The 24,907-nt window shown below is 68.2% G+C and carries 37 protein-coding genes; 36 read left to right on the top strand and 1 reads right to left on the bottom strand.

Annotation, left to right across the window (positions count from 1 at the left end):
• Window positions 1-20: 20 nt before the first annotated feature.
• From ACFWN7_RS09815 to tuf, 6 genes are all read left to right on the top strand, one after another.
• The gene (locus tag ACFWN7_RS09815) at window positions 21-500 is read left to right on the top strand and encodes a DUF6121 family protein (RefSeq protein ID WP_376938621.1); all 480 of its coding nucleotides are present in this window, start codon (window positions 21-23) and stop codon (window positions 498-500) included.
• 91 nt (window positions 501-591) lie between these two features.
• Window positions 592-1,239, top strand: a complete 648-nt coding sequence (locus ACFWN7_RS09810) for a spermidine/putrescine ABC transporter substrate-binding protein (RefSeq protein ID WP_376938620.1) — start codon at window positions 592-594, stop codon at window positions 1,237-1,239.
• Window positions 1,240-1,530: 291 nt separating this feature from the next.
• The gene (gene rpsL, locus ACFWN7_RS09805; RefSeq protein ID WP_308797147.1) at window positions 1,531-1,905 is read left to right on the top strand and encodes a 30S ribosomal protein S12; all 375 of its coding nucleotides are present in this window, start codon (window positions 1,531-1,533) and stop codon (window positions 1,903-1,905) included.
• Window positions 1,905-2,375 (top strand): 30S ribosomal protein S7, encoded by a 471-nt coding sequence (rpsG, locus tag ACFWN7_RS09800; protein WP_376938619.1) that lies wholly within the window; start codon window positions 1,905-1,907, stop codon window positions 2,373-2,375. The genes rpsL and rpsG overlap by 1 nt, the downstream gene beginning before the upstream one ends.
• Window positions 2,376-2,520: 145 nt before the next feature.
• Window positions 2,521-4,635 (top strand): elongation factor G, encoded by a 2,115-nt coding sequence (gene fusA / locus ACFWN7_RS09795; RefSeq protein WP_376938618.1) that lies wholly within the window; start codon window positions 2,521-2,523, stop codon window positions 4,633-4,635.
• 133 nt (window positions 4,636-4,768) lie between these two features.
• A complete protein-coding gene (tuf, locus tag ACFWN7_RS09790) occupies window positions 4,769-5,962 on the top strand; it encodes an elongation factor Tu (RefSeq protein ID WP_376938617.1) in 1,194 nt (397 codons plus the stop codon).
• Window positions 5,963-6,044: 82 nt separating this feature from the next.
• Here tuf and ACFWN7_RS09785 read toward each other — a convergent pair whose 3' ends face one another.
• Window positions 6,045-6,515, bottom strand: a complete 471-nt coding sequence (locus ACFWN7_RS09785) for an OsmC family protein (protein ID WP_376938616.1) — start codon at window positions 6,513-6,515, stop codon at window positions 6,045-6,047.
• Between the two features lie 514 nt (window positions 6,516-7,029).
• Between ACFWN7_RS09785 and rpsJ the strand changes: the two genes are divergently transcribed.
• The 30 genes from rpsJ to rplQ all read left to right on the top strand — a co-directional run bounded on the left by rpsJ (window position 7,030) and on the right by rplQ (window position 24,791).
• Entirely contained in the window at window positions 7,030-7,338 is a 309-nt protein-coding gene (gene rpsJ / locus ACFWN7_RS09780; RefSeq protein ID WP_017201594.1) for a 30S ribosomal protein S10, read from the top strand.
• Between the two features lie 8 nt (window positions 7,339-7,346).
• Window positions 7,347-8,003, top strand: a complete 657-nt coding sequence (gene rplC, locus ACFWN7_RS09775) for a 50S ribosomal protein L3 (protein WP_376938615.1) — start codon at window positions 7,347-7,349, stop codon at window positions 8,001-8,003.
• Window positions 8,004-8,006: 3 nt separating this feature from the next.
• On the top strand, window positions 8,007-8,699 hold the full coding sequence (gene rplD, locus ACFWN7_RS09770; RefSeq protein WP_376938614.1) for a 50S ribosomal protein L4: 693 nt from the start codon (window positions 8,007-8,009) through the stop codon (window positions 8,697-8,699).
• Window positions 8,699-9,001: a 50S ribosomal protein L23 gene (gene rplW, locus ACFWN7_RS09765; RefSeq protein ID WP_376938613.1), complete on the top strand. Its 303-nt coding sequence runs from the start codon at window positions 8,699-8,701 to the stop codon at window positions 8,999-9,001. The genes rplD and rplW overlap by 1 nt, the downstream gene beginning before the upstream one ends.
• Before the next feature lie 19 nt (window positions 9,002-9,020).
• Window positions 9,021-9,860: a 50S ribosomal protein L2 gene (rplB, locus tag ACFWN7_RS09760; RefSeq protein ID WP_376938612.1), complete on the top strand. Its 840-nt coding sequence runs from the start codon at window positions 9,021-9,023 to the stop codon at window positions 9,858-9,860.
• A 12-nt stretch (window positions 9,861-9,872) separates the two neighbouring features.
• The gene (gene rpsS / locus ACFWN7_RS09755; RefSeq protein ID WP_056734934.1) at window positions 9,873-10,154 is read left to right on the top strand and encodes a 30S ribosomal protein S19; all 282 of its coding nucleotides are present in this window, start codon (window positions 9,873-9,875) and stop codon (window positions 10,152-10,154) included.
• Between the two features lie 26 nt (window positions 10,155-10,180).
• Entirely contained in the window at window positions 10,181-10,546 is a 366-nt protein-coding gene (gene rplV / locus ACFWN7_RS09750; RefSeq protein WP_129520961.1) for a 50S ribosomal protein L22, read from the top strand.
• Window positions 10,546-11,298, top strand: a complete 753-nt coding sequence (rpsC, locus tag ACFWN7_RS09745; protein ID WP_136708474.1) for a 30S ribosomal protein S3 — start codon at window positions 10,546-10,548, stop codon at window positions 11,296-11,298. The genes rplV and rpsC overlap by 1 nt, the downstream gene beginning before the upstream one ends.
• A 2-nt stretch (window positions 11,299-11,300) precedes the next feature.
• Window positions 11,301-11,720, top strand: coding sequence for a 50S ribosomal protein L16 (rplP, locus tag ACFWN7_RS09740; protein ID WP_376938611.1), 420 nt, complete (start codon window positions 11,301-11,303; stop codon window positions 11,718-11,720).
• The gene (rpmC, locus tag ACFWN7_RS09735; RefSeq protein WP_376938610.1) at window positions 11,720-12,070 is read left to right on the top strand and encodes a 50S ribosomal protein L29; all 351 of its coding nucleotides are present in this window, start codon (window positions 11,720-11,722) and stop codon (window positions 12,068-12,070) included. Before rplP ends, rpmC begins: the two co-directional genes overlap by 1 nt.
• Window positions 12,071-12,072: 2 nt before the next feature.
• Window positions 12,073-12,375 (top strand): 30S ribosomal protein S17, encoded by a 303-nt coding sequence (gene rpsQ, locus ACFWN7_RS09730; RefSeq protein WP_376938609.1) that lies wholly within the window; start codon window positions 12,073-12,075, stop codon window positions 12,373-12,375.
• 32 nt (window positions 12,376-12,407) lie between these two features.
• On the top strand, window positions 12,408-12,776 hold the full coding sequence (rplN, locus tag ACFWN7_RS09725; protein WP_056652970.1) for a 50S ribosomal protein L14: 369 nt from the start codon (window positions 12,408-12,410) through the stop codon (window positions 12,774-12,776).
• Window positions 12,777-12,778: 2 nt separating this feature from the next.
• Entirely contained in the window at window positions 12,779-13,138 is a 360-nt protein-coding gene (rplX, locus tag ACFWN7_RS09720) for a 50S ribosomal protein L24 (RefSeq protein ID WP_376938608.1), read from the top strand.
• Window positions 13,138-13,731, top strand: a complete 594-nt coding sequence (gene rplE / locus ACFWN7_RS09715; protein ID WP_376938607.1) for a 50S ribosomal protein L5 — start codon at window positions 13,138-13,140, stop codon at window positions 13,729-13,731. The genes rplX and rplE overlap by 1 nt, the downstream gene beginning before the upstream one ends.
• A gap of 169 nt (window positions 13,732-13,900) precedes the next feature.
• Window positions 13,901-14,299 (top strand): 30S ribosomal protein S8, encoded by a 399-nt coding sequence (gene rpsH / locus ACFWN7_RS09710; protein WP_376938606.1) that lies wholly within the window; start codon window positions 13,901-13,903, stop codon window positions 14,297-14,299.
• A 6-nt stretch (window positions 14,300-14,305) separates the two neighbouring features.
• Window positions 14,306-14,842 (top strand): 50S ribosomal protein L6, encoded by a 537-nt coding sequence (gene rplF / locus ACFWN7_RS09705; RefSeq protein WP_376938605.1) that lies wholly within the window; start codon window positions 14,306-14,308, stop codon window positions 14,840-14,842.
• A 2-nt stretch (window positions 14,843-14,844) separates the two neighbouring features.
• Complete coding sequence (gene rplR, locus ACFWN7_RS09700; RefSeq protein WP_376938604.1) at window positions 14,845-15,204, top strand: 50S ribosomal protein L18; 360 nt, start codon at window positions 14,845-14,847, stop codon at window positions 15,202-15,204.
• The gene (gene rpsE, locus ACFWN7_RS09695; protein ID WP_376938603.1) at window positions 15,201-15,902 is read left to right on the top strand and encodes a 30S ribosomal protein S5; all 702 of its coding nucleotides are present in this window, start codon (window positions 15,201-15,203) and stop codon (window positions 15,900-15,902) included. The genes rplR and rpsE overlap by 4 nt, the downstream gene beginning before the upstream one ends.
• Entirely contained in the window at window positions 15,902-16,087 is a 186-nt protein-coding gene (rpmD, locus tag ACFWN7_RS09690) for a 50S ribosomal protein L30 (RefSeq protein WP_130353506.1), read from the top strand. Before rpsE ends, rpmD begins: the two co-directional genes overlap by 1 nt.
• The gene (rplO, locus tag ACFWN7_RS09685) at window positions 16,087-16,767 is read left to right on the top strand and encodes a 50S ribosomal protein L15 (RefSeq protein ID WP_376938602.1); all 681 of its coding nucleotides are present in this window, start codon (window positions 16,087-16,089) and stop codon (window positions 16,765-16,767) included. The genes rpmD and rplO overlap by 1 nt, the downstream gene beginning before the upstream one ends.
• A 137-nt stretch (window positions 16,768-16,904) precedes the next feature.
• Window positions 16,905-18,224 carry a preprotein translocase subunit SecY gene (gene secY / locus ACFWN7_RS09680; protein ID WP_376938601.1) on the top strand — a complete coding sequence of 440 codons (1,320 nt, stop codon included), beginning with the start codon at window positions 16,905-16,907 and terminating at the stop codon, window positions 18,222-18,224.
• Window positions 18,221-18,862, top strand: a complete 642-nt coding sequence (locus ACFWN7_RS09675; RefSeq protein ID WP_376938600.1) for an adenylate kinase — start codon at window positions 18,221-18,223, stop codon at window positions 18,860-18,862. The genes secY and ACFWN7_RS09675 overlap by 4 nt, the downstream gene beginning before the upstream one ends.
• 7 nt (window positions 18,863-18,869) lie before the next feature.
• The gene (gene map, locus ACFWN7_RS09670) at window positions 18,870-19,721 is read left to right on the top strand and encodes a type I methionyl aminopeptidase (protein WP_376938599.1); all 852 of its coding nucleotides are present in this window, start codon (window positions 18,870-18,872) and stop codon (window positions 19,719-19,721) included.
• Between the two features lie 61 nt (window positions 19,722-19,782).
• On the top strand, window positions 19,783-21,456 hold the full coding sequence (gene ptsP, locus ACFWN7_RS09665) for a phosphoenolpyruvate--protein phosphotransferase (RefSeq protein WP_376938598.1): 1,674 nt from the start codon (window positions 19,783-19,785) through the stop codon (window positions 21,454-21,456).
• A gap of 174 nt (window positions 21,457-21,630) precedes the next feature.
• Window positions 21,631-21,852, top strand: a complete 222-nt coding sequence (infA, locus tag ACFWN7_RS09660; RefSeq protein WP_011186713.1) for a translation initiation factor IF-1 — start codon at window positions 21,631-21,633, stop codon at window positions 21,850-21,852.
• Between the two features lie 68 nt (window positions 21,853-21,920).
• On the top strand, window positions 21,921-22,034 hold the full coding sequence (gene rpmJ, locus ACFWN7_RS09655; protein ID WP_056734976.1) for a 50S ribosomal protein L36: 114 nt from the start codon (window positions 21,921-21,923) through the stop codon (window positions 22,032-22,034).
• Window positions 22,035-22,218: 184 nt separating this feature from the next.
• Complete coding sequence (gene rpsM, locus ACFWN7_RS09650) at window positions 22,219-22,599, top strand: 30S ribosomal protein S13 (RefSeq protein WP_376938597.1); 381 nt, start codon at window positions 22,219-22,221, stop codon at window positions 22,597-22,599.
• A gap of 32 nt (window positions 22,600-22,631) precedes the next feature.
• Window positions 22,632-23,030 (top strand): 30S ribosomal protein S11, encoded by a 399-nt coding sequence (gene rpsK, locus ACFWN7_RS09645; RefSeq protein ID WP_092668574.1) that lies wholly within the window; start codon window positions 22,632-22,634, stop codon window positions 23,028-23,030.
• Window positions 23,031-23,205: 175 nt separating this feature from the next.
• The gene (locus tag ACFWN7_RS09640) at window positions 23,206-24,192 is read left to right on the top strand and encodes a DNA-directed RNA polymerase subunit alpha (RefSeq protein WP_376938596.1); all 987 of its coding nucleotides are present in this window, start codon (window positions 23,206-23,208) and stop codon (window positions 24,190-24,192) included.
• A gap of 44 nt (window positions 24,193-24,236) precedes the next feature.
• Window positions 24,237-24,791 carry a 50S ribosomal protein L17 gene (rplQ, locus tag ACFWN7_RS09635; RefSeq protein ID WP_376938595.1) on the top strand — a complete coding sequence of 185 codons (555 nt, stop codon included), beginning with the start codon at window positions 24,237-24,239 and terminating at the stop codon, window positions 24,789-24,791.
• Window positions 24,792-24,907 lie beyond the last annotated feature (116 nt).

The raw sequence follows: 24,907 nt of genomic DNA, 5'->3' as shown, positions 1-24,907 counted from the left end.
CCCGGGCGTACGCTCGGAGGATGGATGACGAGCCGCGGCGGTCCGCGTGGGTCGTCGCGGGCTTCGCGGCGGCGCTCGATCTCGCCGGCGTCGTGTGTGCGTGGGGGTTCGTGAGCCTGCTCACCGATGCCGAGGTCATCGCCGCTCCCGACGCGGGACGGCTCGTCGGGCCGGCGGCGGTCGGGGCATCCGTGGGCGCCGTGCTGCTCACGCTCGCGCACACCCTGCGCCGCCCCGAGCGGCAGTGGCCCAGCGTGGTGTTCTCCGCGCTGTGGAGCTGGGTCGCCCTCGTCGCCGTCGCGGCGGTGGGCTATGCGCTCGCGACGGGCACGATCCTCGCCGCCCCGCTCTTCGGCGTGGGCCTCGGCGTCGGATGGTTCGGCCTGCTGGTCCCGGCGCTCGCGGCCGTCGTCGCCTCGTTCGCCGTGCTCGTCGCGCGAGGCCGATCGAGCGGCATGGAGCGCCCGCGCTGGCCGTGGGAGCGCGACGACGACGGGTGACGGCGTTCCCTGAGCCGGCCGGACGGGGCGCGCCGCGCCAGTCGACCCGCTGATCGGCGGCCGCGACACGCCTGGCAGTATCGTGAACCGCGTGGAGGGATCGATCGAGGCGCGCGTGAGCAACGAGGTCGACCGGTGGCTCGCCTGGCTGCCCAGATGGCGGCCCGGCACCCATCGCGCCCGCGTGCGGCTCTGCACGCGCTGCTTCGGGTCGCCGATCCTCACCGCCGCCGGTCTCGACCTCGACGTGCCGCATCCGGTGCAGCATGCGTTCTCGATGCGCATGAAGGCCATCATCGACGTGGCGGTCGACGACTACACGGCGCGCAATCTCCCGATGCTCCACCACGAGATCCGTCTGGCCGAGGAGCGCAAGGCACGCCGCCCGTACCGCGCCGGGGAGGGGCTCGACCCCGAGTTCCTGGGCCTCGACCTCGACCCCGAGCCGGCGCCGGACCAACCGTTCCTGTTCACCCTGAGCGGCCTCGAGGCGGATGCCGCAGCCGAGGCGAACGAGCCGGCGCCCCGCCCGTTCACGATGGACGAGAAGGAGGCGCTGCGCGAGGAGGTGCGCCTCGCCGACGAGTTCGCGAAGCAGCTGGGCCGCCGCATCTGCGTCGAGCTCGCCCAGCACCGCGAACGGATCGGCCACGCCGTCGTCGAATACGTCGAGCCGCAGGTGGAGGAGCTCCTCGCCGACCTCGACCGGGAGCTCGACTCACCGAGCTGGCCGGGCTGAGCGCCGGGGCGCGGGCCCGTACCGAGAGCCATTTGACCGCAACGTTACGCGGCATTACCATTGACCGGGTGTGCGCGTTGACGCGCGCTCGAACCGTGCCTGCCCGAGCGTCGAGAGATCGCCCCCGGCCGGCGCACTCGGGCTCGCGGCAGGCGCACATTCCAAGGGCACCTCGATGGTCGCCCCCACGGCATACCCATCATTCCAAGGCGCCGCAGCTCTGCGGTGCCGGTGGGTCGTGATGTGAATTCCATCAGACGCTGTCACCGTGCAGCACAACAAGGAGAAGCAGTGCCAACGATTCAGCAGTTGGTCCGCAAGGGTCGCTCGCCGAAGGTCACCAAGACCAAGGCTCCCGCCCTGAAGGCCAACCCCCAGCAGCGCGGCGTGTGCACGCGTGTGTACACCACCACCCCGAAGAAGCCGAACTCCGCGCTCCGCAAGGTCGCCCGCGTGAAGCTCTCGAACGGCACCGAGGTCACCGCCTACATCCCCGGTGAGGGCCACAACCTGCAGGAGCACTCGATGGTGCTCATCCGTGGCGGTCGTGTGAAGGACCTTCCGGGCGTGCGGTACAAGATCGTGCGCGGCGCGCTCGACACCCAGGCAGTGAAGAACCGCAAGCAGGCTCGCAGCAAGTACGGCGCGAAGATGGAGAAGAAGTAATGCCTCGCAAGGGACCCGCTCCGAAGCGCCCCGTCGTCGCCGACCCGGTGTACGGCTCGCCCGTGGTCAGCCAGCTCGTCAACAAGATCCTCATCGACGGCAAGAAGGACCTCGCCCAGCGCATCGTCTACGAGGCGCTCGAGAACGTCGCCGCGAAGTCCGGCCAGGACGCCGTCGCCACGCTCAAGAAGGCGCTCGACAACGTCCGCCCCACCCTCGAGGTGCGTTCGCGTCGCGTCGGCGGCTCGACCTACCAGGTCCCCGTCGAGGTCAAGCCGCACCGTGCGAACACGCTGGCGCTGCGCTGGCTCACCAGTTACGCCAAGGCCCGCCGCGAGAAGACCATGACCGAGCGTCTCACCAACGAGATCCTCGACGCCTCGAACAGCCTCGGCGCCGCGGTCAAGCGCCGCGAGGACACCCACAAGATGGCCGAGTCGAACCGCGCCTTCGCCCACTACCGCTGGTAGCAGGTGAGCGGATGCCGCGGCCAGACGGTCCCTGAGCCCGTCGAAGGCGGTCCCTGAGCCCGTCGAAGGCGGTCCCTGAGCCCGTCGAAGGGCGGCATCCGCTCGACCAGTACTTTCCGATCCTGAACTCCACCGGAGGAACCCCGTGGCACTTGACGTGCTCACCGACCTGAACAAGGTCCGCAACATCGGCATCATGGCGCACATCGATGCCGGCAAGACCACCACCACTGAGCGCATCCTGTTCTACACGGGCGTCAACCACAAGCTCGGCGAGACGCACGACGGCGCCTCGACGACCGACTGGATGGAGCAGGAGAAGGAGCGCGGCATCACGATCACGTCTGCCGCCGTGACCTGCTTCTGGAACAAGAACCAGATCAACATCATCGACACGCCCGGCCACGTCGACTTCACGGTCGAGGTCGAGCGCTCGCTCCGCGTGCTCGACGGCGCCGTCGCCGTCTTCGACGGCAAGGAGGGCGTCGAGCCCCAGTCCGAGACCGTGTGGCGGCAGGCCGACAAGTACAACGTGCCGCGCATCTGCTTCGTCAACAAGATGGACAAGCTCGGTGCGGACTTCTACTTCACGGTCGACACCATCGTCAGCCGCCTGGGCGCCAAGCCGCTCGTGCTGCAGCTGCCGATCGGCGCCGAGAACGACTTCGTCGGCGTCGTCGACCTCATCGAGATGCGGGCCCTGGTGTGGCCCGGCGACGCCAAGGGCGACGTGACGATGGGTGCGAAGTACGAGGTGCAGGAGATCCCCGCCGACCTCAGGGAGAAGGCCGACCAGTACCGTCACACGCTGCTCGAGACCGTCGCCGAGACCGACGACGCGCTGCTCGAGAAGTACTTCGGCGGCGAGGAGCTCACGGTCGCCGAGATCAAGGGCGCCATCCGCAAGATGGTCGTGAACTCCGAGATCTACCCGGTGCTCTGCGGCTCGGCGTTCAAGAACCGCGGCGTGCAGCCGATGCTCGACGCGGTCGTCGACTTCCTCCCGTCGCCGCTGGACGTGCCCGCCATCGAAGGCCGCGACCCCCGCGACGAGGAGAAGGTCATCGAGCGCCACCCCGACGCGAACGACCCCTTCGCCGCGCTCGCCTTCAAGGTCGCCGTGCACCCCTTCTTCGGCCGCCTCACCTACGTGCGCGTCTACTCGGGTCACCTCGACTCGGGTGCCCAGGTCATCAACTCGACCAAGGGCAAGAAGGAGCGCATCGGCAAGATCTTCCAGATGCACGCCAACAAGGAGAACCCGGTCGACTCGGTGACCGCGGGCAACATCTACGCCGTCATCGGCCTGAAGGACACGACCACGGGCGACACGCTGTGCGACCCCGACAACCAGGTCGTGCTCGAGTCGATGACCTTCCCCGAGCCGGTCATCGAGGTGGCCATCGAGCCGAAGACCAAGGCCGACCAGGAGAAGCTCGGCACCGCGATCCAGAAGCTCGCCGAGGAGGACCCGACCTTCCGCACCGAGCTCAACCAGGAGACCGGCCAGACCGTCATCAAGGGCATGGGCGAGCTGCACCTCGACATCCTCGTCGACCGCATGAAGCGGGAGTTCAAGGTCGAGGCGAACGTCGGCAAGCCGCAGGTGGCGTACCGCGAGACGATCAAGCGCGCGGTCGAGAAGCACGACTACACCCACAAGAAGCAGACGGGTGGCTCGGGCCAGTTCGCGAAGATCCAGTTCGCGCTCGAGCCCCTCGAGATCACGGGCGAGAAGACGTACGAGTTCGAGAACAAGGTCACCGGTGGCCGCGTTCCGCGCGAGTACATCCCCTCGGTCGATGCCGGCTTCCAGGACGCGATGCAGTACGGCATCCTGGCCGGCTACCCGATGGTCGGCGTCAAGGGCATCCTGCTCGACGGCGCGGCCCACGACGTCGACTCCTCGGAGATGGCGTTCAAGATCGCCGGCTCGATGGGCTTCAAGGAAGCCGCTCGGAAGGCGAACCCGGTTCTGCTCGAGCCGCTCATGTCCGTCGAGGTGCGCACCCCTGAGGAGTACATGGGTGACGTCATCGGCGACCTGAACTCGCGTCGCGGTCAGATCCAGTCGATGGAGGATGCCGCCGGCGTGAAGGTCGTGCGCGCGCACGTCCCGCTCTCGGAGATGTTCGGCTACATCGGCGACCTGCGGTCGAAGACCTCGGGCCGCGCGGTGTACTCGATGGAGTTCGAGAGCTACGCGGAGGTCCCGAAGGCAGTCGCCGACGAGATCGTCCAGAAGAACAAGGGCGAGTGAGCTTCCTGGAGGGAGCTCGGGCCCTGCCCGCACGAGCCGCACGGTTCGCGTAACATAACAACACAACCCCCGTAGCACTCCGGTCGCAATCCAGCGCCCGGCGTAGCTACACGAGTCCTGAGGAGGACCCACAGTGGCTAAGGCCAAGTTCGAGCGGACCAAGCCGCACGTCAACATCGGAACGATCGGTCACGTCGACCACGGCAAGACGACGCTCACCGCGGCGATCTCGAAGGTGCTCGCCGACAAGTACCCGTCGGCCACCAACGTGCAGCGCGACTTCGCGTCGATCGACTCGGCTCCCGAGGAGCGCCAGCGCGGCATCACGATCAACATCTCGCACGTCGAGTACGAGACGCCGAAGCGCCACTACGCGCACGTCGACGCCCCGGGTCACGCCGACTACATCAAGAACATGATCACCGGTGCGGCCCAGATGGACGGCGCGATCCTCGTGGTCGCGGCGACCGACGGTCCCATGGCGCAGACGCGTGAGCACGTGCTGCTCGCCAAGCAGGTCGGCGTGCCCTACCTGCTCGTCGCGCTGAACAAGGCCGACATGGTCGACGACGAGGAGATCCTGGAGCTCGTCGAACTCGAGGTCCGCGAGCTGCTCTCGAGCCAGGGCTTCCCCGGCGACGACGCTCCGGTCGTGCGCGTCTCGGGCCTCAAGGCGCTCGAGGGTGACGAGAAGTGGGTCAACTCCGTTCTCGAGCTCATGGAGGCGGTCGACGACTCGATCCCGGACCCCGTGCGCGACAAGGACAAGCCGTTCCTCATGCCGATCGAGGACGTCTTCACCATCACCGGCCGTGGCACGGTCGTCACGGGCCGCGCCGAGCGCGGCACGCTGAAGATCAACTCCGAGGTCGAGATCGTCGGCATCCGCCCGACGCAGAAGACCACGGTCACCGGCATCGAGATGTTCCACAAGCAGCTCGACGAGGCATGGGCCGGCGAGAACTGCGGCCTCCTCCTCCGCGGCACCAAGCGCGAGGACGTGGAGCGCGGCCAGGTCGTCGTCGCCCCCGGCTCGGTCACCCCGCACACGAACTTCGAGGGCACCGCGTACATCCTCTCCAAGGAGGAGGGCGGGCGTCACAACCCGTTCTACGCGAACTACCGTCCGCAGTTCTACTTCCGCACCACCGACGTCACCGGCGTCATCACGCTGCCCGAGGGCACCGAGATGGTCATGCCCGGCGACACCACCGACATGACGGTCGAGCTCATCCAGCCGATCGCCATGGAGGAGGGCCTCGGCTTCGCCATCCGTGAGGGCGGCCGCACCGTCGGCGCCGGCACGGTCACGAAGATCATCAAGTAGCACCCCGTCCCGTCAGGGGATGGATCCGACAGGGGTCGGGACCGCGGATGTCGCGGGCCCGGCCCCTTCGTCGTGCTTCGCGTCAGTGCACCGCCGTGCCGTCGATCTCGGTGTCGACGTCGATGGCGCCCTCGACACTGCGGCCCACCGTGCAGACGCGGTCGATCGCCTTGCCCATGACGTCGACGAGCCTCGCCCGATCGTCTGGCTCCAGGGCCGACAGGTCGAGCAGCACCTCCTCGACGATGTGCGTGTAGCGGTTGGACTCCTCGTCGGAACGGCCGTGCGCCCACACGGTCATCGCGACATCGTCGCCGAGGCGCCGGGCGGCGACCCGGTCGGTGCTGAGCCCGACGCAACCCGCGAGCGCCAGCTTCAGCAGCTCGCCCGGTGTGAAATGCTCGCCCTCGAGCTCGGCGCCGCCGATGGCCACGGTCGCGCCGCGCTCGTTCAGTCCTTCGAACCGTCTCGGTGCGATCCGCGTCGCCGAGACGCTTCCCGGTCCGATCCGCTCGCTCACGGCGTGCGGGTGCTCGGTCGTCTCGTCGGTCATGTGCGTCTCTCCCTCGGTCGTGGGTCGATTCCATCACGCCGGCGGATGCCGCGACATCCGCTTGACTGGGAGGATCGTGCGAGCGCAGTCGGCGCGACACGCCCGGGTTGCATGAACGTGCCGACTGTGGCAAACTCGTTGAGTTCAACATTTCGAACGGCGTGCCTTGCTGCGTGCCGTTCGAATCACTGCCAGGCAGTGCATAGCCACCGCAAGCTCTCGAGAGCCCCACGGGTCAGGCTAGGCCGCGGGCAGCAGAACGCATACCGACATCACTTCGAGCATGGGTCCGCCATGCCCGTTTCGCGAGGGCGACACACCCGAGCACCGGGTCGGTGGGGCTCACGGGTCGAGCGTGCCGAGGCCACCGCGAACGGGGTGGTTTCGACAGGCTCGATCACGGCCTTTGACAGAAGAACAGTGGTGCTTCACACGGAGTAGCACGGTGTGACTACACCCAGGCGTCCGATGCCCTCGGAAGGGGTACGACGCCTTGACAGAGAGAGAGTCCGAGATGGCGGGACAGAAGATCCGCATTCGACTGAAGTCGTATGACCACGAGGTCATCGACACCTCGGCGCGCAAGATCGTCGACACGGTGACCCGCGCGGGCGCCACGGTCGTCGGCCCCGTGCCGCTTCCGACCGAGAAGAACGTGGTGTGCGTCATCCGCTCGCCCCACAAGTACAAGGACAGCCGCGAGCACTTCGAGATGCGCACCCACAAGCGTCTCATCGACATCGTGGACCCGACGCCCAAGGCCGTCGACTCGCTCATGCGCCTCGACCTCCCGGCCGACGTCAACATCGAGATCAAGCTCTGAGGTAAGAGATGTCCACCGCTACCAAGAACGTGAAGGGACTGCTGGGCACCAAGCTCGGCATGACCCAGGTGTGGGACGAGAACAACAAGCTCGTTCCGGTCACCGTCATCGAGATCGCTCCGAACGTGGTCACCCAGGTGCGCACCCCCGAGAAGGACGGCTACCAGGCCGTGCAGATCGCCGCGGGCGCCATCGACCCGCGCAAGGTGAACCAGCCCGCCGCCGGTCACTTCAAGACTGCCGGCGTCACCCCGCGCCGTCACCTCGCCGAGGTCCGCACCGCGGATGCCTCGAGCTACGAGCTCGGCCAGGAGCTCACGGTCGACGCCACCTTCGAAGCCGGCCAGCTCGTCGACGTCGTCGGCACCAGCAAGGGCAAGGGCTTCGCCGGTGTCATGAAGCGCCACAACTTCAAGGGCGTCTCCGCCTCGCACGGTGCGCACCGTAACCACCGCAAGCCCGGCTCGATCGGCGCCTCCTCGACCCCCAGCCGTGTCTTCAAGGGCATGCGCATGGCAGGTCGCATGGGTGGCGAGCGCGTGACCGTGCTCAACCTCCGCGTGCACGCCGTCGACGCCGAGAAGGGCCTGCTGCTCGTCAAGGGCGCCGTCCCCGGTGCGCGCGGCCGTCTCGTTTTCGTCCGCAACGCAGTGAAGGGGGCGTAGTCCATGCCTAACGCAGAGAACACTGACGCGACCAACACCATCGACGTCCTCGACGTCACCGGCAAGAAGTCCGGCACGACCGAGCTCCCTGCTGAGCTGTTCGACCTGCAGACCAACGTGCCGCTGATCCACCAGGTCGTCGTCGCCCAGCTCGCCGCCGCGCGCCAGGGGACCCACAAGACCAAGACCCGCGGCGAGGTCTCCGGTGCCGGCCGCAAGCCCTTCAAGCAGAAGGGCACGGGCCGCGCCCGTCAGGGCTCGATCCGCGCGCCGCAGATGACCGGCGGTGGCATCGTCCACGGGCCGCAGCCGCGGGACTACTCGCAGCGCACCCCCAAGAAGATGATCGCCGCCGCCCTGCTCGGCGCGCTCTCCGACCGCGCCCGCGGCGGCCGCATCCACGCCGTCGAGACGTTCTCGGCCGGCGAGACCCCGAAGACGAAGGACGCCGTCGCGCTCCTCGGCGGGATCGCCCCGGCCAAGCACTTCCTCGTCGTGCTCACGCGTGACGAGGACCTCAGCGAGCGTGCGGTGCGCAACATCCCGACCGTGCACGTGCTGCGGGTCGACCAGCTCAACGCCTACGACGTGCTCGTCGCCGACGACATCGTCTTCAGCACCGCCGCGCTCGAGGCGTTCATCACCGCGAAGTCGCCCACCCTTCGACAGGCTCAGGGACCGGAGGTTCTCGCATAATGTCTGCAGCCCACAACAAGGACCCGCGCGACATCATCCTCGCGCCCGTCGTCTCGGAGAAGAGCTACGGCCTGATCGACGAGGGCAAGTACACGTTCACCGTGGACCCCCGTGCGAACAAGACCGAGATCAAGCTCGCCATCGAGAAGATCTTCAACGTCCAGGTGGCGTCGATCAACACCCTGAACCGTCAGGGCAAGACCCGTCGCACGCGTTTCGGCATGGGCAAGCGCAAGGACACCAAGCGCGCGATCGTCACCCTCAAGTCCGGCTCGATCGACATCTTCACGGCTGTCGGCTAGGGAGCAGAGGAAACCAACCATGGCTATTCGCAAGTACAAGCCCACGACCCCGGGTCGTCGCGGTTCATCGGTCGCCGACTTCGCGGAGATCACCCGCTCGACGCCCGAGAAGTCGCTGCTCCGCCCGCTCTCGAAGACCGGCGGCCGCAACAACCAGGGCCGCATCACGACGCGTCACATCGGTGGCGGCCACAAGCGCCAGTACCGCGTGATCGACTTCCGTCGCAACGACAAGGACGGCGTGCCCGCCAAGGTCGCGCACATCGAGTACGACCCGAACCGCACGGCTCGCATCGCGCTCATCCACTTCGTCGACGGCACCAAGCGCTACATCCTGGCGCCGAACAAGCTCCAGCAGGGCGACCCCATCGAGTCGGGCCCCGGCGCCGACATCAAGCCCGGCAACAACCTGCCGCTGCGCAACATCCCCACGGGTACCGTGGTGCACGCCATCGAGCTCCGCCCCGGCGGCGGCGCGAAGATGGCCCGCTCCGCCGGCGCTTCGGTGCGCCTCGTGGCGAAGGACGGCCCCTACGCCCAGCTGCGTCTGCCCTCGGGCGAGATCCGCAACGTCGACGCGCGCTGCCGCGCGACGGTCGGCGAGGTCGGCAACGCCGAGCAGTCGAACATCAACTGGGGCAAGGCCGGCCGCAAGCGCTGGAAGGGCGTCCGCCCGACCGTTCGCGGTGTCGCCATGAACCCGGTCGACCACCCCCACGGCGGTGGTGAGGGCAAGACCTCCGGTGGTCGCCACCCGGTCAGCCCGTGGGGCCAGTCCGAGGGACGCACCCGTCGCCCCAACAAGGAGAGCGACAAGCTCATCGTCCGTCGTCGCACCGTCGGCAAGAAGCGCAAGTAGGAGTAGAAGAAGATGCCGCGCAGTCTCAAGAAGGGCCCCTTCGTCGACGACCACCTGCTTCGCAAGGTCGTCACCCAGAACGAAGCCGGTTCCAAGAACGTCATCAAGACGTGGTCGCGTCGCTCGATGATCATCCCCGCCATGCTGGGGCACACGATCGCCGTGCACGACGGCCGCAAGCACATCCCGGTGTTCGTCACCGAGACCATGGTGGGTCACAAGCTCGGCGAGTTCGCCCCCACCCGCACCTTCCGTGGACACGTGAAGGACGACAAGAAGGGCCGTCGCCGCTGACGCGGTGACGTGAAGGAGGAGAAGAAATGGTGGAGTCGATCGCACGCGTGCGACACATCCGCGTCACCCCCCAGAAGGCTCGTCGCGTCGTCAACCTGATCCGCGGCAAGCAGGCACAGGAGGCGCTCGCCATCCTGAAGTTCGCACCCCAGGGTGCGAGCGAGCCGGTGTACAAGCTCGTCGCCTCGGCCATCGCGAACGCTCGCGTCAAGGCCGACGCCTCGAACACCTACCTGGACGAGCAGGACCTCTACATCAGCCGCGCATTCGTCGACGAGGGCACCACCCTCAAGCGATTCCAGCCGCGCGCCCAGGGTCGTGCCTTCCGCATCAACAAGCGAACGAGCCACATCACCGTTGTGCTCGCCACGCCCGAGGAGGGAACGAAGTAATGGGTCAGAAGGTCAACCCGTACGGCTTCCGTCTGGGCATCACCACCGACCACGTGTCGCGGTGGTTCTCCGACTCGACGAAGCCCGGACAGCGCTACGCCGACTACCTCGCCGAGGACGTCAAGATCCGTCGCCTGCTCCAGACGTCGCTCGACCGCGCGGGTGTCTCGCGCATCGAGATCGAGCGCACCCGCGACCGCGTCCGCGTGGACATCCACACGGCGCGTCCCGGCATCGTGATCGGCCGCCGCGGCGCCGAGGCCGAGCGCATCCGCGCCGACCTCGAGAAGCTCACCGGCAAGCAGATCCAGCTGAACATCCTCGAGGTCAAGAACCCCGAGGCCGACGCCCAGCTCGTCGCGCAGGGCATCGCCGAGCAGCTCTCCGCCCGCGTGGCCTTCCGCCGCGCGATGCGCAAGGGCCTGCAGGGCGCGCAGCGCGCCGGCGCCAAGGGTGTTCGCATCCAGGTGTCGGGCCGCCTCGGCGGCGCCGAGATGAGCCGCTCGGAGTTCTACCGCGAGGGCCGCGTGCCCCTGCACACGCTCCGCGCGAACATCGACTACGGCTTCTACGAGGCGAAGACCACCTTCGGCCGCATCGGCGTGAAGGTCTGGATATACAAGGGCGACATCACCAACAAGGAGCTCGCCCGCGAGCAGGCTTCGCAGAAGCCCTCGCGCGGCGACCGCAGTGACCGTCCCCGCCGTGCGCCCAAGGCGCAGGAGCCGGTGGCAGCAGGAGTTGAGGCATAACCATGTTGATTCCCCGTCGAGTCAAGTACCGCAAGCAGCACCACCCCGGCCGTTCCGGCCAGGCCACGGGCGGCACGAAGGTCACCTTCGGTGAGTACGGCATCCAGGCCCTGACGCCCGCCTACGTGACGAACCGTCAGATCGAGTCCGCTCGTATCGCGATGACCCGTCACATCAAGCGTGGCGGCAAGGTGTGGATCAACATCTACCCCGACCGTCCGCTCACGAAGAAGCCGGCCGAGACCCGCATGGGTTCCGGCAAGGGCTCGCCCGAGTGGTGGGTCGCCAACGTCAAGCCGGGTCGCGTCCTCTTCGAGGTCTCGGGCGTCGACGAGCAGCTCGCTCGCGAGGCCATGACCCGTGCCATCCACAAGCTGCCCCTCAAGGCACGCATCATCAAGCGCGAGGAGGGCGACGCATAATGGCCGTCGGAACCAAGGAGCTCAGCCCCGCAGAGCTCGACACGTTTGAAGACGAGCGACTCGTCGACGAGCTGAAGAAGGCCAAGGAGGAGCTGTTCAACCTGCGCTTCCAGTCGGCCACCGGCCAGCTCGAGAGCCACGGCCGCCTCCGCGCGGTCAAGCGCGACATCGCCCGCATCTACACGGTGATCCGTGAGCGCGAGCTCGGCATCCGGGCCACGCCCGCACCGGTCGAGGCGCCGGCCAAGGCCGAGAAGCGCCGTGCTGAGCGTGCCGAAGTAAAGACGAAGAAGGCCAAGGCCGAGGCATCCGCGGATGCTTCGACCGAGGCAGAGACGAAGGAGGCCTGATCATGGCTGAGACCAACAAGCCTGAAGAGGCCGAGGTCGCCGAGACGGCCTCGCAGCGCCCGTACCGCAAGGTGCGCCGCGGCTACGTCGTCAGCGACAAGATGGAGAAGACCATCGTCGTCGAGGTCGAGGACCGCGTGAAGCACCCGCTCTACGGAAAGGTCATGCGTCGCTCCTCGAAGGTCAAGGCGCACGACGAGCAGAACACCGCCGGCATCGGCGACCTCGTCGTGATCAGCGAGACGCGTCCGCTCAGCGCCACGAAGCGCTGGCGCCTCGTCGAGATCGTCGAGAAGGCCAAGTAAGCCTCGGGCTTGCTTGAAAGAAGGAGTTCGAAGTGCTTCAGCAGGAATCACGAGTCAAGGTGGCCGACAACACCGGCGCCAAGGAGCTGCTCACGATCCGCGTCCTCGGTGGCTCGAAGCGCCGGTACGCCGGCCTCGGCGACACCATCGTCGCCACCGTCAAGGACGCCATCCCCGGCGGCAACGTCAAGAAGGGCGATGTGGTCAAGGCCGTCATCGTCCGCACCGTCAAGGAGACCCGTCGTCCCGACGGCTCGTACATCAAGTTCGACGAGAACGCGGCGGTGATCCTCAAGAACGACGGTGACCCCCGTGGCACACGCATCTTCGGTCCGGTCGGTCGCGAGCTGCGCGACAAGAAGTTCATGAAGATCATCTCGCTCGCACCGGAGGTTATCTAGTCATGGCCAACATCAAGAAGGGCGACCTCGTCCAGGTCATCTCCGGCCGCAGCCAGGCCCGCGGCGGAGACCGCGGCAAGCAGGGCAAGGTCATCGAGGTGCTCGTCGCCGAGAACCGGGTCGTGGTGCAGGGCGTGAACTTCGTCACGAAGCACGTGCGCGTCGGCCAGACGCAGCGCGGCACCAAGACGGGCGGCATCGAGACGCACGAGGCGCCGATCCACGTTTCGAACGTCGCTCTCGTCGACCCCGAGACGAAGAAGCCGACCCGCGTCGGCTTCCGCAACGAGACCGTGACGAAGGACGGCGTCCAGAAGACCGTCCGCGTCCGCTACGCCAAGAAGTCAGGTAAGGACCTCTGATGACCGACACCGCGACTGCCGCGCCGGCTGGCAAGATCCAGCCGCGCCTCAAGCAGAAGTACAAGACCGAGATCACGAAGACCCTCACCGAGGCCAGCGGGTACACCAACCCGCACCAGGTCCCGGGGCTCGTGAAGATCGTCGTGAACATGGGCGTCGGCGAGGCGGCCCGCGATGGCAAGATCATCGACGGTGCCATCGCCGACCTCATCAAGATCACCGGCCAGAAGCCGCAGGTCACCAAGGCCCGCAAGTCCATCGCGCAGTTCAAGCTGCGCGAGGGTCAGCCGATCGGTGCGCACGTGACGCTGCGCGGCGACCGCATGTGGGAGTTCCTCGACCGCCTGCTCTCGCTCGCGCTGCCGCGCATCCGCGACTTCCGCGGACTCTCGGACGCCCAGTTCGACGGCAACGGCAACTACACCTTCGGTCTCACGGAGCAGTCCGTGTTCCACGAGATCGACCAGGACAAGATCGACCGCGTCCGCGGCATGGACATCACCGTGGTGACCACCGCCAAGGACGACGAAGAGGGTCGCGCGCTGCTCAAGGCGCTCGGCTTCCCCTTCCGGTCGAACGCGACCGCCAACTGAACGCCCGGATGCCGCGTCCGGTCCCTGAGCTCGTCGAAGGGCCGGTCCCTGAGCTCGTCGAAGGGCGCGGCATCCGACCCGGTCGGGGCATCCGCCCAGGCCCTCCCACCACAGGTCATCACTCGTGTAACGGGTGCTGAAACCTGGTGAACGTAAGGAACCGATCGTCATGACGATGACCGACCCGGTCGCTGACATGCTGACCCGACTGCGGAACGCCAACTCCGCACACCACGACACCGTGTCGATGCCGAACTCGAAGCTCAAGGCGCACATCGCCGAGATCCTGAAGAACGAGGGCTACATCGCCGGCTTCGAGGTCACCGACGCGCGCGTCGGGAAGACCCTCACGCTGCAGCTGAAGTTCGGCCCGAACCGCGAGCGCTCGATCGCGGGCATCAAGCGGGTCTCGAAGCCCGGCCTGCGCGTCTACGCGAAGTCGACCGAGCTCCCCAAGGTGCTCGGCGGCCTCGGCGTCGCGATCCTGTCCACCTCCAGCGGTCTGCTCACCGACCGCCAGGCCGAGAAGAAGGGCGTGGGTGGGGAAGTCCTCGCCTACGTGTGGTAGCTACTGATGTCGCGTATTGGACGACTCCCCATTGACATCCCCGCCGGCGTCACCGTGACGATCGACGGCCAGGCCGTGTCGGTCAAGGGCCCGAAGGGCGAGCTCGCGCTCGTCGTCGCAGCCCCGATCGAGGCCAAGGTCGAGGAGAACCAGGTTCTCGTCAGCCGCCCCGACGACGAGCGCGCCTCGCGTTCGCTGCACGGCCTCACCCGCACGCTGATCGCCAACCAGATCATCGGCGTCACGCAGGGCTACTCCAAGGGCCTCGAGATCGTCGGCACCGGGTACCGCGTCGCCCAGAAGGGCTCGTCGATCGAGTTCGCGCTCGGCTTCTCGCACCCCGTGACCGTCGAGGCCCCGGCCGGCATCACGCTGACCGTGGAGGGCAACAACAAGATCACGGTCGCCGGCATCGACAAGCAGGCCGTGGGCGAGACCGCCGCCAACATCCGCAAGATCAAGAAGCCCGAGCCGTACAAGGGCAAGGGCATCCGCTACGCCGGCGAGGTCGTGCGTCGCAAGGCCGGAAAGGCTGGTAAGTAATCATGGCCGTGAAGACCAAGACGGCTGCGCGTTCGCGCCGCCACACCCGCCTTCGCAAGAAGATCGTGGGCACCGAGCTTCGTCCGCGCCTCGTCGTCACCCGTTCGGCCCGTCACGTGTTCGTGCAGGTCGTCGACGACGCCGCGGGCCGCACGCTGGCATCCGCGTCCACCATGGAGGCCGACCTCCGCGCCTTCGACGGTGACAAGACCGCCAAGGCCAGGAAGGTCGGCGAGCTCGTCGCCGGGCGTGCGAAGCAGGCAGGCATCGAGTCGGTCGTGTTCGACCGCGGAGGCAACAAGTACGCCGGTCGCGTCGCCGCCATCGCCGATGGTGCGCGAGAGGCGGGGCTGAGCCTGTGACCGACAACAAGAAGGAGAACGAGGTGGCTGCAGTGGCAGAGGCACCCGTGGAGACCGCCGCCGCGAGCGAGGCTCCCCAGAACGAGCCGCGCGAGGCCCGTCGTGGCAGCCGCGACCGTGGCCCGAGCCGTGACCGCGGCGGCCGCGATGCCGAGAAGAGCCAGTTCCTCGAGCGCGTCGTGACCATCAACCGCGTGTCGAAGGTCGTCAAGGGCGGCCGGCGCTTCAGCTTCACGGCGCTCGTCGTCGTGGGCGACGGCAACGGCCTCGTCGGCGTCGGCTACGGCAAGGCCCGCGAAGTGCCGACCGCGATCTCGAAGGGCGTCGAGGAGGCGAAGAAGAACTTCTTCCGCGTGCCTCGCGTCGGAGCGACCATCCCGCACCCCGTGCAGGGTGAGGCCGCGGCCGGCGTCGTCCTGCTGCGTCCCGCATCGCCCGGTACCGGCGTCATCGCCGGCGGCCCGGTGCGTGCCGTGCTCGAGTGCGCCGGCATCCACGACGTCCTGAGCAAGTCGCTCGGCTCGTCGAACACCATCAACATCGTGCACGCCACGGTCGAGGCCCTCACCCAGCTCGAGGAGCCGCGTGCCGTCGCCGCCCGTCGTGGTCTGGACTACGACGAGGTCGCACCGGCCCGTCTGCTGCGTGCCGAGGCCCAGGCGGCCGAGGCCGCCGCGGCAGCGAAGGCAGGTGCCTGATGGCCAAGCAGCTCAAGGTGACCCAGATCAAGTCCAAGGTGAGCGAGAAGCAGTACCAGCGCGACACGCTGCGCAGCCTCGGACTGAAGCGCATCGGCGACTCGGTCGTTCGCGACGACACTCCGCAGAACCGCGGCTACGTCAAGACCGTCGCCCACCTCGTGAAGGTTGAGGAGATCGACTAATGGCAGAGAACGAGAAGGCGGCCGAGGCCGCCGAGCCGAAGAAGGCACCGGCGAAGAAGGCGGCCGAGAAGCCCGCCGCAGAGAAGAAGGCGCCGGCCAAGGCCGCTGCCGCCAAGGCGCCCGCGAAGGCCGACGCCAAGGCCGACGACGCGAAGGCGGAGAAGGCCCCCGCCAAGAAGGCCCCCGCGAAGAAGGCCCCCGCGAAGAAGGCCGCCGCGAAGGACGCCGTCGAGGCCAAGCGCGAGCCCGTGCTGAAGGTGCACCACCTGCGCCCGGCGCCCGGCGCCAAGAAGGACAAGACCCGCGTCGGACGCGGTGAGGGTTCGAAGGGCAAGACCGCCGGTCGCGGCACCAAGGGTTCGAAGGCCCGGGGCAACATCCGTCCCGGCTTCGAGGGCGGCCAGCTTCCGTACCACATGCGTGCGCCGAAGCTCCGCGGCTTCAAGAATCCGTTCCGCGTCGAGTACCAGGTGGTCAACCTGGACAAGCTCGCAGAGCTCTACCCCAAGGGTGGCGACGTCACCGTCGCCGACCTGGTCGAGAAGGGCGCCGTGCGCAAGAACGAGCGCGTCAAGGTGCTCGGCAACGGCGATCTCCAGGTGAAGCTCACCGTCGAGGTCGACAAGGTCTCCGGCTCCGCGGAGCAGAAGATCGTCGCCGCCGGCGGCTCGGTCAAGTAGGCCGCAGCACACCCCGCTTGTTCGAGCCTGTCGGGACCTCGCGTATGATTCACGGGGGTCTCGACAGGCTCGAGCCGCATCAGGACTGACTCCACGACGGAGCAACAGGACTCCACGACGGAGCAACAGGAGGACGAGTGTTCAACGCCATCGGGCGGATCTTCCGCACGCCGGATCTTCGCCGCAAGCTCGGGTTCACGCTGGGCATCGTGGCCCTGTTCCGGCTCGGGTCCTTCATCCCGGCGCCGTTCGTGGACTTCGGGAACGTGCAGCAGTGCCTCGCCGCCAGCCAAGGGGCATCCGGCCTGTACGAGCTCGTCAACCTGTTCTCGGGCGGTGCGCTGCTGCAGCTGTCGATCTTCGCGCTCGGCATCATGCCGTACATCACCGCGTCGATCATCGTGCAGCTGCTGCGCGTGGTCATCCCTCACTTCGAGACCCTCTACAAGGAGGGCCAGGCGGGCCAGAGCCGGCTCACGCAGTACACCCGCTACCTCACCATCGCGCTCGGCGTGCTGCAGTCGACGACGCTCATCACCGTGGCACGCTCGGGCGCGCTGTTCCCGTCGGGCGACCCCGCGTGCGCGCAGCTCATCACGAACGACGCGTGGTACGCGATCCTGCTCATGGTGGTCACGATGACCGCCGGCACCGGCCTCATCATGTGGATGGGCGAGCTCATCACCGAGCGCGGCATCGGCAACGGGATGTCGCTGCTCATCTTCACCTCGATCGCGGCGACCTTCCCCGGATCGCTCTGGGCGATCGGCGTCGCGCGCGGCTGGGACATCTTCGCCCTCGTGCTCGCGGTGGGCCTGCTCATCGTGGTCGCCGTCGTCTTCGTCGAGCAGTCGCAGCGACGCATCCCGGTGCAGTACGCGAAGCGCATGGTCGGTCGCCGCACCTACGGCGGCAACAACACCTACATCCCGATCAAGGTGAACATGGCGGGCGTCATCCCGGTCATCTTCGCCTCGTCGCTGCTGTACCTGCCGGCGCTCATCGCGCAGTTCAACCAGCCCCAGGCCGGCGAGGACCCGCAGCCGTGGGTCGTGTGGATCACGAACTACCTCACGCAGGGCGACCACCCGCTGTACATGCTCATCTACTTCCTGCTCATCGTCGGGTTCACCTACTTCTACGTGGCGATCACGTTCAACCCCGACGAGGTCGCCGAGAACATGAAGAAGTACGGCGGCTTCATCCCCGGCATCCGCGCCGGCCGGCCTACCGCGGAGTACCTCGACTACGTGCTCACCCGCGTCACGCTCCCCGGTTCGCTCTACCTCGGCCTCGTCGCGCTCATCCCGCTCATCGCGCTCGGGCTCGTCGGCGCCAACGCGAACTTCCCGTTCGGCGGCGCGTCGATCCTCATCATCGTGGGCGTCGGCCTCGAGACGGTGAAGCAGATCGATGCCCAACTCCAGCAGCGGCACTACGAAGGGCTTCTCCGATGACGCGGCCGAACTCGGCCCGCCTCCTGATCGTGGGTCCCCAGGGGTCGGGCAAGGGAACGCAGGGCGTGCTCGTCGCTGAGGCCTTCGGGGCGCCCCAGATCGCCACGGGCGACATCTTCCGTGCGAACATCACGGGCGGCACCGAGCTCGGCAAGCGCGTGCAGGCGATCATCGAGGCCGGCGACCTCGTCTCGGACGAGCTGACCTGCGAGCTCGTGCGCGATCGCCTCGCTCAGCCGGATGCCGCACACGGGTTCCTCCTCGACGGATTCCCCCGCAACCTGGCCCAGGTCGACGACCTCGCCGAGTTCCTCGATTCGCGCGGCGAGGCGCTCGACGCAGTGATCGAGCTCCGCGTGCCGCAGGATGAGAGCATCGCCCGCCTACGGCAGCGTGCAATCGACCAGGGCCGCACCGACGACACCGAAGAGGTCATCGCCAATCGTCTCGCGATCTACGAGCGCGAGACCGCGCCGATCCTCGACGTGTACCGCGAACGGGGCCTCGCCCTGCAGATCGACGGCGTCGGCACCCTCGACGAGGTCACCGATCGCATCTTCGCCTCGCTGGCCCGGCGGGGACTGACGCCCGACGCCGACGAGAACGGCGACAACGGCGACAACGGCGCCGCGGCCTGACGCGCGCGTGTTCCGCCGCTCGATCTACAAGTCCGCTGCCGAGCTCCGCTCGATGCGTGCGGCCGGCGCCGCGACCGCGGCCGCCCTCGCCGAGGCGCGACGCCTGCTGAGACCGGGTGCGACGCCCCTCGAGCTCGACGCGGCGGCGGAGCGCGTGATCCGCGACCTCGGCGGGCGCCCGAACTTCCAGCTCGTGCCGGGATACCGGCACACGCTCTGCGTGTCGGTCGACGACGATGTCGTGCACGGCATCCCGGGTGATCGCCCGTTCCGCGCGGGCGACATCGTGTCGGTCGACGGCGGCGCCGACGTCGACGGCTGGAACGGCGACGCGGCGTTCACCGTGGTGCTGTCCGACCCCGCGCGGCCCGACGTCGTGGCGGCGCGCGAGACGCTCTCCGCCGTCACCGAGCAGTCGCTCTGGCACGGCATCGCCGCGCTGGCCGGCGCACGGCACCTCAACGAGGTCGGCGCGGCCATCGAGGACTACGTCCGCGGCGAAGGCGACCCTTCGGCCGGCTCAGGGCCCAGGTACGGGATCCTCACCGACTACGTCGGCCACGGCATCGGACGCACGATGCACGAGGAGCCGCCGGTCTTCAACTATCGCGTCGATCGCAAGGGCCCGGCCGTGAAGCCCGGCCTGGTCGTCGCGATCGAGCCGATGATCGTCGCGGGGGCGATCGACACGTTCGTGCGCGACGACGAGTGGACCGTGACGACCGCCGACGGTTCGGACTCGGCGCACTGGGAGCACACCGTTGCGGTGCACGACGACGGCATCTGGGTGCTCACCGCGGAGGACGGCGGCGCCGCCCGGCTCGCGCCGCTCGGCGTGACACCCATCCCCCTTCCGTAGCGGGACAGGTGTCGCCATTCCCGCGCGCGTCCGGGCTAGGGTGAAACGGCGGAGGGTGAGGATGGAGATCACGGGCACGGGCATCGGACAGGGTGTCGCGGTCGGAACGGTCGTGCGGATGGCCGAACGGCTTCCCGAGCCCGTCGACCGGCCGAGCCGCCTTGACCCCGAGCGCGAACTCGAGCGGGCCCGGGCGTCGCTGTCGGTCGTCGCCGACGAACTGGCGGGCCGCGGCGCGAAGGCCGGGGGCGCGGCGAAGGACGTGCTCGAGGCGCAGGCGATGATGGCCGAGGACCCGAGCCTCGCGGGCGAGGTGGCGAAGCTGCTCGCCACGGGGAAGACGGCCGAGCGCGCCGTCTTCGAGGCGTTCGCCGCCTACCGCGACGTGCTCGCGAGCATCGGCGGGTACATGGGCGAGCGCGCGGCCGACCTCGACGACATCTCCCAGCGCGTCATCGCGCACCTCTTGAAGCTGCCGGCGCCCGGCGTGCCGGATCCAGGGCATCCGTTCGTGCTCGTCGCCCGCGACCTCGCACCGGCCGACACCGCGACGCTCGACCTCGACCGCGTGCTCGGACTCGTGACGATCGACGGCGGGCCCACGTCGCACACCGCGATCCTCGCCCGCGAGAAGTCCATCGTCGCGGTGGTCGGGGCGACGGATGCCGCGAGCCTCGCCGACGGCGACACGGTCGTGGTCGACGCGGCCAACGACCTCGTGGTCGCAGCCCCGACCGACGAGCAGGTGGCCCACGCGAACGCCCGCATCGCCGAACGCGCGGCGCTCGAGCCCGCGCCGGCGACCCCGGGTGTGCTCGCCGACGGAACCCCGGTGCCGCTGCTCGCGAACCTCGGCTCGGCCGACGGCGCCGCCGAGGCCCTGCAGCTCGGCGCCGAGGGCGTGGGCCTGTTCCGCACGGAGTTCCTCTTCCTCGACGCCGGCACCGCGCCGAGCGTCACCGAGCAGCAGGAGCAGTACACCCGGCTCCTCACGGCCTTCGCTGGGCGGAAGGTCGTCGTGCGCGTGCTCGACGCCGGCGCCGACAAGCCGCTCTCCTTCCTCAACGACACGCCCGAGGAGAACCCGGCGCTCGGGCTCCGCGGCATCCGTGCCCTGCGTCACTCCGAGGTCGTCCTGCGCGAGCAGCTCACCGCGCTCGCGGCTGCGGATGCCGCCACCGATGCCGAGCTCTGGGTGATGGCGCCGATGATCGCCACGGTCGACGAGACCCGCTACTTCACGGAGCTCGCCAGGGAGCTCGGCATCAAGGTCGCGGGCGTCATGGTCGAGACGCCGTCGGCCGCGCTCATCGCCGACCGCGTGCTCGATGCGTGCGACTTCGCCTCGATCGGCACGAACGACCTGACCCAGTACACGATGGCCGCCGACCGGCTGCTCGGCACCGTCGCGAACCTCCAGAGCCCGTGGCATCCGGCCGTGCTCCGCCTCATCGCCGAGGTCGGCGCCGCCGGAGCCGAGCTCGGCAAGCCCGTCGGCATCTGCGGCGAGGCCGCCGCCGACCCGCTGCTCGCCGTCGTGCTCGTCGGGCTCGGCGCCACCAGCCTGTCGATGTCGCCGTCGGCACTCGCAGACGTCCGCGCCTCCCTCGCGCGGTACAGCCCGGATGACGCGAAGACGCTCGCCCGGGCGGCCCTGGCCGCTGAGGGAGCGGCCGAGGCCGAGCAGGCGGCCAGGGCCGCCGCGATCACCGCGGCCCCGGATGCCGCCTCGTGACGGTCGCCCACGTCGCGGCATCCGGGCTCGACCGGCTCGACTGGCGCAGCGTCCCGGGATCGCCTATAGTTGACCCTTGGTGTTCTGCACGCCTGCTTCGGCGTGCCCGACGAGCGATCGCCGGTCGAACCCATCGCACGACCAGCATCCCAAACTCCAAGCGATAGTGAGGCTATGGCCAAGAAAGACGGCGTCATCGAGATCGAAGGCTCGGTCATCGAGGCCCTTCCGAACGCGATGTTCCGGGTGGAACTCACGAACGGGCACAAGGTCCTCGCGCACATCTCAGGCAAGATGCGCCAGCACTACATCCGCATTCTTCCTGAAGACCGCGTGATCGTCGAGCTGAGCCCCTACGACCTGACGCGCGGCCGCATCGTCTACCGCTACAAGTAAGGGCTGTTCGGAAAGTAACGGCCCGCGGCACCCCGCGGGCACGAGGACAGCGAAATCAAGGAACCACCATGAAGGTCAACCCCAGCGTCAAGCGCATCTGCGACAAGTGCAAGGTCATCCGCCGCCACGGCCGCGTGATGGTCATCTGCGAGAACCCGCGCCACAAGCAGCGCCAGGGCTAGTCGTACCCGGTCCCTGAGCTCGTCGAAGGGCCGGTCCCTGAGCTCGCCGAAGGGACACAACTGAACACCGCATCGGCAGCGCCAGAACCGCCGGCATCACGGATGCCGCGGGGACACCTCGGGACGGAGGCCCGGGCACCGGCGCTGCTCCACACCTCCACTTCGAAACAGGAGAAGCCACAACATGGCACGTCTGGCAGGAGTCGACATCCCGCGCGAGAAGCGCGTGGAGATCGCACTGACGTACATCTACGGCGTCGGCCGCACGCGAGCGCTCACCACGCTCGCCGAGACCGGCATCGACGGGAACATCCGCGTGAGGGACCTCAGCGACGAGCAGCTCGTCGCCCTCCGCGACTACATCGAGGGCAACTTCAAGGTCGAGGGCGACCTCCGCCGCGAGGTCGCCGCCGACATCCGCCGCAAGGTCGAGATCGGATCGTACGAGGGCCTGCGCCACCGTCGCGGCCTCCCGGTCCGCGGCCAGCGCACCAAGACCAACGCCCGTACCCGCAAGGGCCCGAAGCGCACCGTCGCCGGCAAGAAGAAGCCCGGCCGCAAGTAACCGCTCGTCGCCAGATCTAGGAGATTTCACACATGGCAGCACCCAAGGCGGCTACTCGCAAGCCGCGCAAGAAGGAAAAGAAGAACATCGCCGTGGGCCAGGCCCACATCAAGTCGACGTTCAACAACACGATCGTCTCGATCACCGACACCACCGGTGCGGTGATCAGCTGGGCGTCCTCGGGCGGCGTGGGCTTCAAGGGCTCGCGCAAGTCGACCCCGTTCGCCGCGCAGCTCGCCGCCGAGTCCGCTGCGCGCCAGGCGCAGGAGCACGGCATGAAGAAGGTCGACGTCTTCGTCAAGGGCCCGGGCTCGGGTCGCGAGACGGCGATCCGGTCGCTCCAGGCCGCGGGCCTCGAGGTCGGCAGCATCAACGACGTGACGCCCCAGGCGCACAACGGATGCCGCCCGCCGAAGCGCCGCCGCGTCTAGTCCTCCACCGTCGGTCGAGCGGGGCGCGCCCGCGCCGGCATCGAGACCCCGCGGCATCCGCTGGTCTCGATACGGCCTCGCGGGCCCACTCGACCGCGACTCGTTCTCTGAACAACTCAAGATCCTCGACCTCGCAGGTGTCATATAGCGGACACACTGCCGAAAGGAATCAACAGTGCTGATCGCACAGCGCCCGACGCTCACCGAAGAGAACATCTCGGAGTTCCGTTCGCGTTTCGTGATCGAGCCCCTCGAGCCGGGCTTCGGTTACACCCTGGGCAACTCGCTCCGTCGCACCCTTCTCTCCTCGATCCCCGGTGCGGCTGTGACGAGCATCCGCATCGACGGCGTCCTCCACGAGTTCACGACCGTTCCGGGCGTGAAGGAGGATGTCACCGAGATCATCCTCAACATCAAGAACCTGGTCGTCTCCAGCGAGCACGACGAGCCCATCACCGCCTACCTGCGCAAGCAGGGCACCGGTGAGGTCACCGCCGCCGACATCTCCGCGCCGGCCGGCGTCGAGGTGCACAACCCCGAACTCGTCATCGCGACGCTCAACGACTCGGCGAAGTTCGAGCTCGAGCTCACGATCGAGCGCGGCCGCGGCTACGTCTCGGCCAGCCAGAACCGCAACGAGTATTCCGAGGCCGGCCAGATCCCGGTCGACTCGATCTACTCGCCGGTGCTCAAGGTCACCTACCGCGTCGAGGCGACGCGTGCCGGTGAGCGCACCGACTTCGACCGCCTCGTGGTCGACGTCGAGACGAAGCCCGCCATTACGCCGCGCGACGCGATCGCCTCGGCGGGCCGCACGCTCACCGAGCTGTTCGGTCTCGCGCGCGAGCTGAACGCCGCCGCCGAGGGCATCGAGATCGGCCCCGCGCCGGTCGACGCCGTGCTGTCGAGCGAGCTCTCCATCCCCATCGAGGACCTCGACCTGTCGGTGCGCAGCTACAACTGCCTGAAGCGCGAGGGCATCAACACGGTGTCCGAGCTCGTCGCCCTGTCGGAGTCGCAGCTCATGAACATCCGCAACTTCGGCCAGAAGTCGGTCGATGAGGTCAGGGACAAGCTCACCGAGATGGGTCTTTCCCTGAAGGACTCGGTGCCCGGATTCGACGGCGCCCACTTCTACACGGGCTTCGACGACGAGAACTAGGCGCCTCCGCCCTACCGACCCCCCACCACTGGAGAGAACGAACCATGCCGAAGCCCACCAAGGGCCCCCGCCTCGGAGGCGGACCCGCGCACGAGCGACTCCTGCTCGCGAACCTCGCCGCCGCGCTCTACACGCACGAGCGGATCACCACAACCGAGACGAAGGCCAAGCGACTCCGTCCGCTCGCCGAGCGTCTCATCACCTTCGCGAAGCGCGGCGACCTGCACGCTCGTCGTCGTGTGCTCGCCGTGATCGGCGACAAGTCGGTCGTGCACAAGCTGTTCACCGAGATCGCACCGCAGGTGGCCGACCGTGAGGGCGGCTACACGCGCATCACGAAGATCGGCAACCGCAAGGGCGACAACGCGCCCATGGCGGTCATCGAGCTCGTGCTCGAGCCCGTGACGCCGAAGAAGCGCGCCGCCAAGCCGGCCGCCGCGCCCGCCGCCGACGAGACGCCGGTCGAGGAGACCGTCGCCCCGGAGACGCCCGCGGAGGTCGTGACCGAGGCCGAGGCCACGGTCGACGAGGCCGCCGGCGCCGAGGCGTCCGGGGAGTCGGCCGAGGCTCCGGCGGAGGAGCCCGCCGAGGTCAAGTAGCCTCGAGACCAGCTCGCGAAGGGGCCCGGAGGGGGGGCCTCCGGGGCCCGGGCGGGTGCTGGGTGTTATAAAAAAAAAACAGCCCCCCCCAACAACAATACTAGGGTTTGGCGGCA

It is taken from the genome of Agromyces sp. NPDC058484 (genome assembly GCF_042720415.1).
Taxonomy (GTDB): Bacteria; Actinomycetota; Actinomycetes; order Actinomycetales; family Microbacteriaceae; genus Agromyces.
This window is presented reverse-complemented; position numbering and strand designations above follow the sequence as displayed.

What these genes read in the sequence shown, in the direction of transcription:
- infA (WP_011186713.1), top strand. Translation starts at nt 21,631, where the DNA reads ATGGCCAAGAAAGACGGCGTCATCGAGATCGAAGGCTCGGTCATCGAG.
- rplC (WP_376938615.1), top strand. Translation starts at nt 7,347, where the DNA reads ATGTCCACCGCTACCAAGAACGTGAAGGGACTGCTGGGCACCAAGCTC.
- rpsC (WP_136708474.1), top strand. Translation starts at nt 10,546, where the DNA reads ATGGGTCAGAAGGTCAACCCGTACGGCTTCCGTCTGGGCATCACCACC.
- rpmJ (WP_056734976.1), top strand. Translation starts at nt 21,921, where the DNA reads ATGAAGGTCAACCCCAGCGTCAAGCGCATCTGCGACAAGTGCAAGGTC.
- rplQ (WP_376938595.1), top strand. Translation starts at nt 24,237, where the DNA reads ATGCCGAAGCCCACCAAGGGCCCCCGCCTCGGAGGCGGACCCGCGCAC.
- rpmC (WP_376938610.1), top strand. Translation starts at nt 11,720, where the DNA reads ATGGCCGTCGGAACCAAGGAGCTCAGCCCCGCAGAGCTCGACACGTTT.
- ACFWN7_RS09785 (WP_376938616.1), bottom strand. Translation starts at nt 6,515, where the DNA reads ATGACCGACGAGACGACCGAGCACCCGCACGCCGTGAGCGAGCGGATC.
- rplD (WP_376938614.1), top strand. Translation starts at nt 8,007, where the DNA reads ATGCCTAACGCAGAGAACACTGACGCGACCAACACCATCGACGTCCTC.
- rplR (WP_376938604.1), top strand. Translation starts at nt 14,845, where the DNA reads ATGGCCGTGAAGACCAAGACGGCTGCGCGTTCGCGCCGCCACACCCGC.
- rpsM (WP_376938597.1), top strand. Translation starts at nt 22,219, where the DNA reads ATGGCACGTCTGGCAGGAGTCGACATCCCGCGCGAGAAGCGCGTGGAG.
- rplB (WP_376938612.1), top strand. Translation starts at nt 9,021, where the DNA reads ATGGCTATTCGCAAGTACAAGCCCACGACCCCGGGTCGTCGCGGTTCA.
- rplF (WP_376938605.1), top strand. Translation starts at nt 14,306, where the DNA reads ATGTCGCGTATTGGACGACTCCCCATTGACATCCCCGCCGGCGTCACC.
- ACFWN7_RS09815 (WP_376938621.1), top strand. Translation starts at nt 21, where the DNA reads ATGGATGACGAGCCGCGGCGGTCCGCGTGGGTCGTCGCGGGCTTCGCG.
- rplE (WP_376938607.1), top strand. Translation starts at nt 13,138, where the DNA reads ATGACCGACACCGCGACTGCCGCGCCGGCTGGCAAGATCCAGCCGCGC.
- rpsG (WP_376938619.1), top strand. Translation starts at nt 1,905, where the DNA reads ATGCCTCGCAAGGGACCCGCTCCGAAGCGCCCCGTCGTCGCCGACCCG.
- rplV (WP_129520961.1), top strand. Translation starts at nt 10,181, where the DNA reads ATGGTGGAGTCGATCGCACGCGTGCGACACATCCGCGTCACCCCCCAG.
- rpsH (WP_376938606.1), top strand. Translation starts at nt 13,901, where the DNA reads ATGACGATGACCGACCCGGTCGCTGACATGCTGACCCGACTGCGGAAC.
- rplO (WP_376938602.1), top strand. Translation starts at nt 16,087, where the DNA reads ATGGCAGAGAACGAGAAGGCGGCCGAGGCCGCCGAGCCGAAGAAGGCA.
- rplW (WP_376938613.1), top strand. Translation starts at nt 8,699, where the DNA reads ATGTCTGCAGCCCACAACAAGGACCCGCGCGACATCATCCTCGCGCCC.
- rpsS (WP_056734934.1), top strand. Translation starts at nt 9,873, where the DNA reads ATGCCGCGCAGTCTCAAGAAGGGCCCCTTCGTCGACGACCACCTGCTT.
- ptsP (WP_376938598.1), top strand. Translation starts at nt 19,783, where the DNA reads ATGGAGATCACGGGCACGGGCATCGGACAGGGTGTCGCGGTCGGAACG.
- rpsQ (WP_376938609.1), top strand. Translation starts at nt 12,073, where the DNA reads ATGGCTGAGACCAACAAGCCTGAAGAGGCCGAGGTCGCCGAGACGGCC.
- ACFWN7_RS09675 (WP_376938600.1), top strand. Translation starts at nt 18,221, where the DNA reads ATGACGCGGCCGAACTCGGCCCGCCTCCTGATCGTGGGTCCCCAGGGG.
- rplP (WP_376938611.1), top strand. Translation starts at nt 11,301, where the DNA reads ATGTTGATTCCCCGTCGAGTCAAGTACCGCAAGCAGCACCACCCCGGC.
- rplX (WP_376938608.1), top strand. Translation starts at nt 12,779, where the DNA reads ATGGCCAACATCAAGAAGGGCGACCTCGTCCAGGTCATCTCCGGCCGC.
- rpsK (WP_092668574.1), top strand. Translation starts at nt 22,632, where the DNA reads ATGGCAGCACCCAAGGCGGCTACTCGCAAGCCGCGCAAGAAGGAAAAG.
- rpsJ (WP_017201594.1), top strand. Translation starts at nt 7,030, where the DNA reads ATGGCGGGACAGAAGATCCGCATTCGACTGAAGTCGTATGACCACGAG.
- rpmD (WP_130353506.1), top strand. Translation starts at nt 15,902, where the DNA reads ATGGCCAAGCAGCTCAAGGTGACCCAGATCAAGTCCAAGGTGAGCGAG.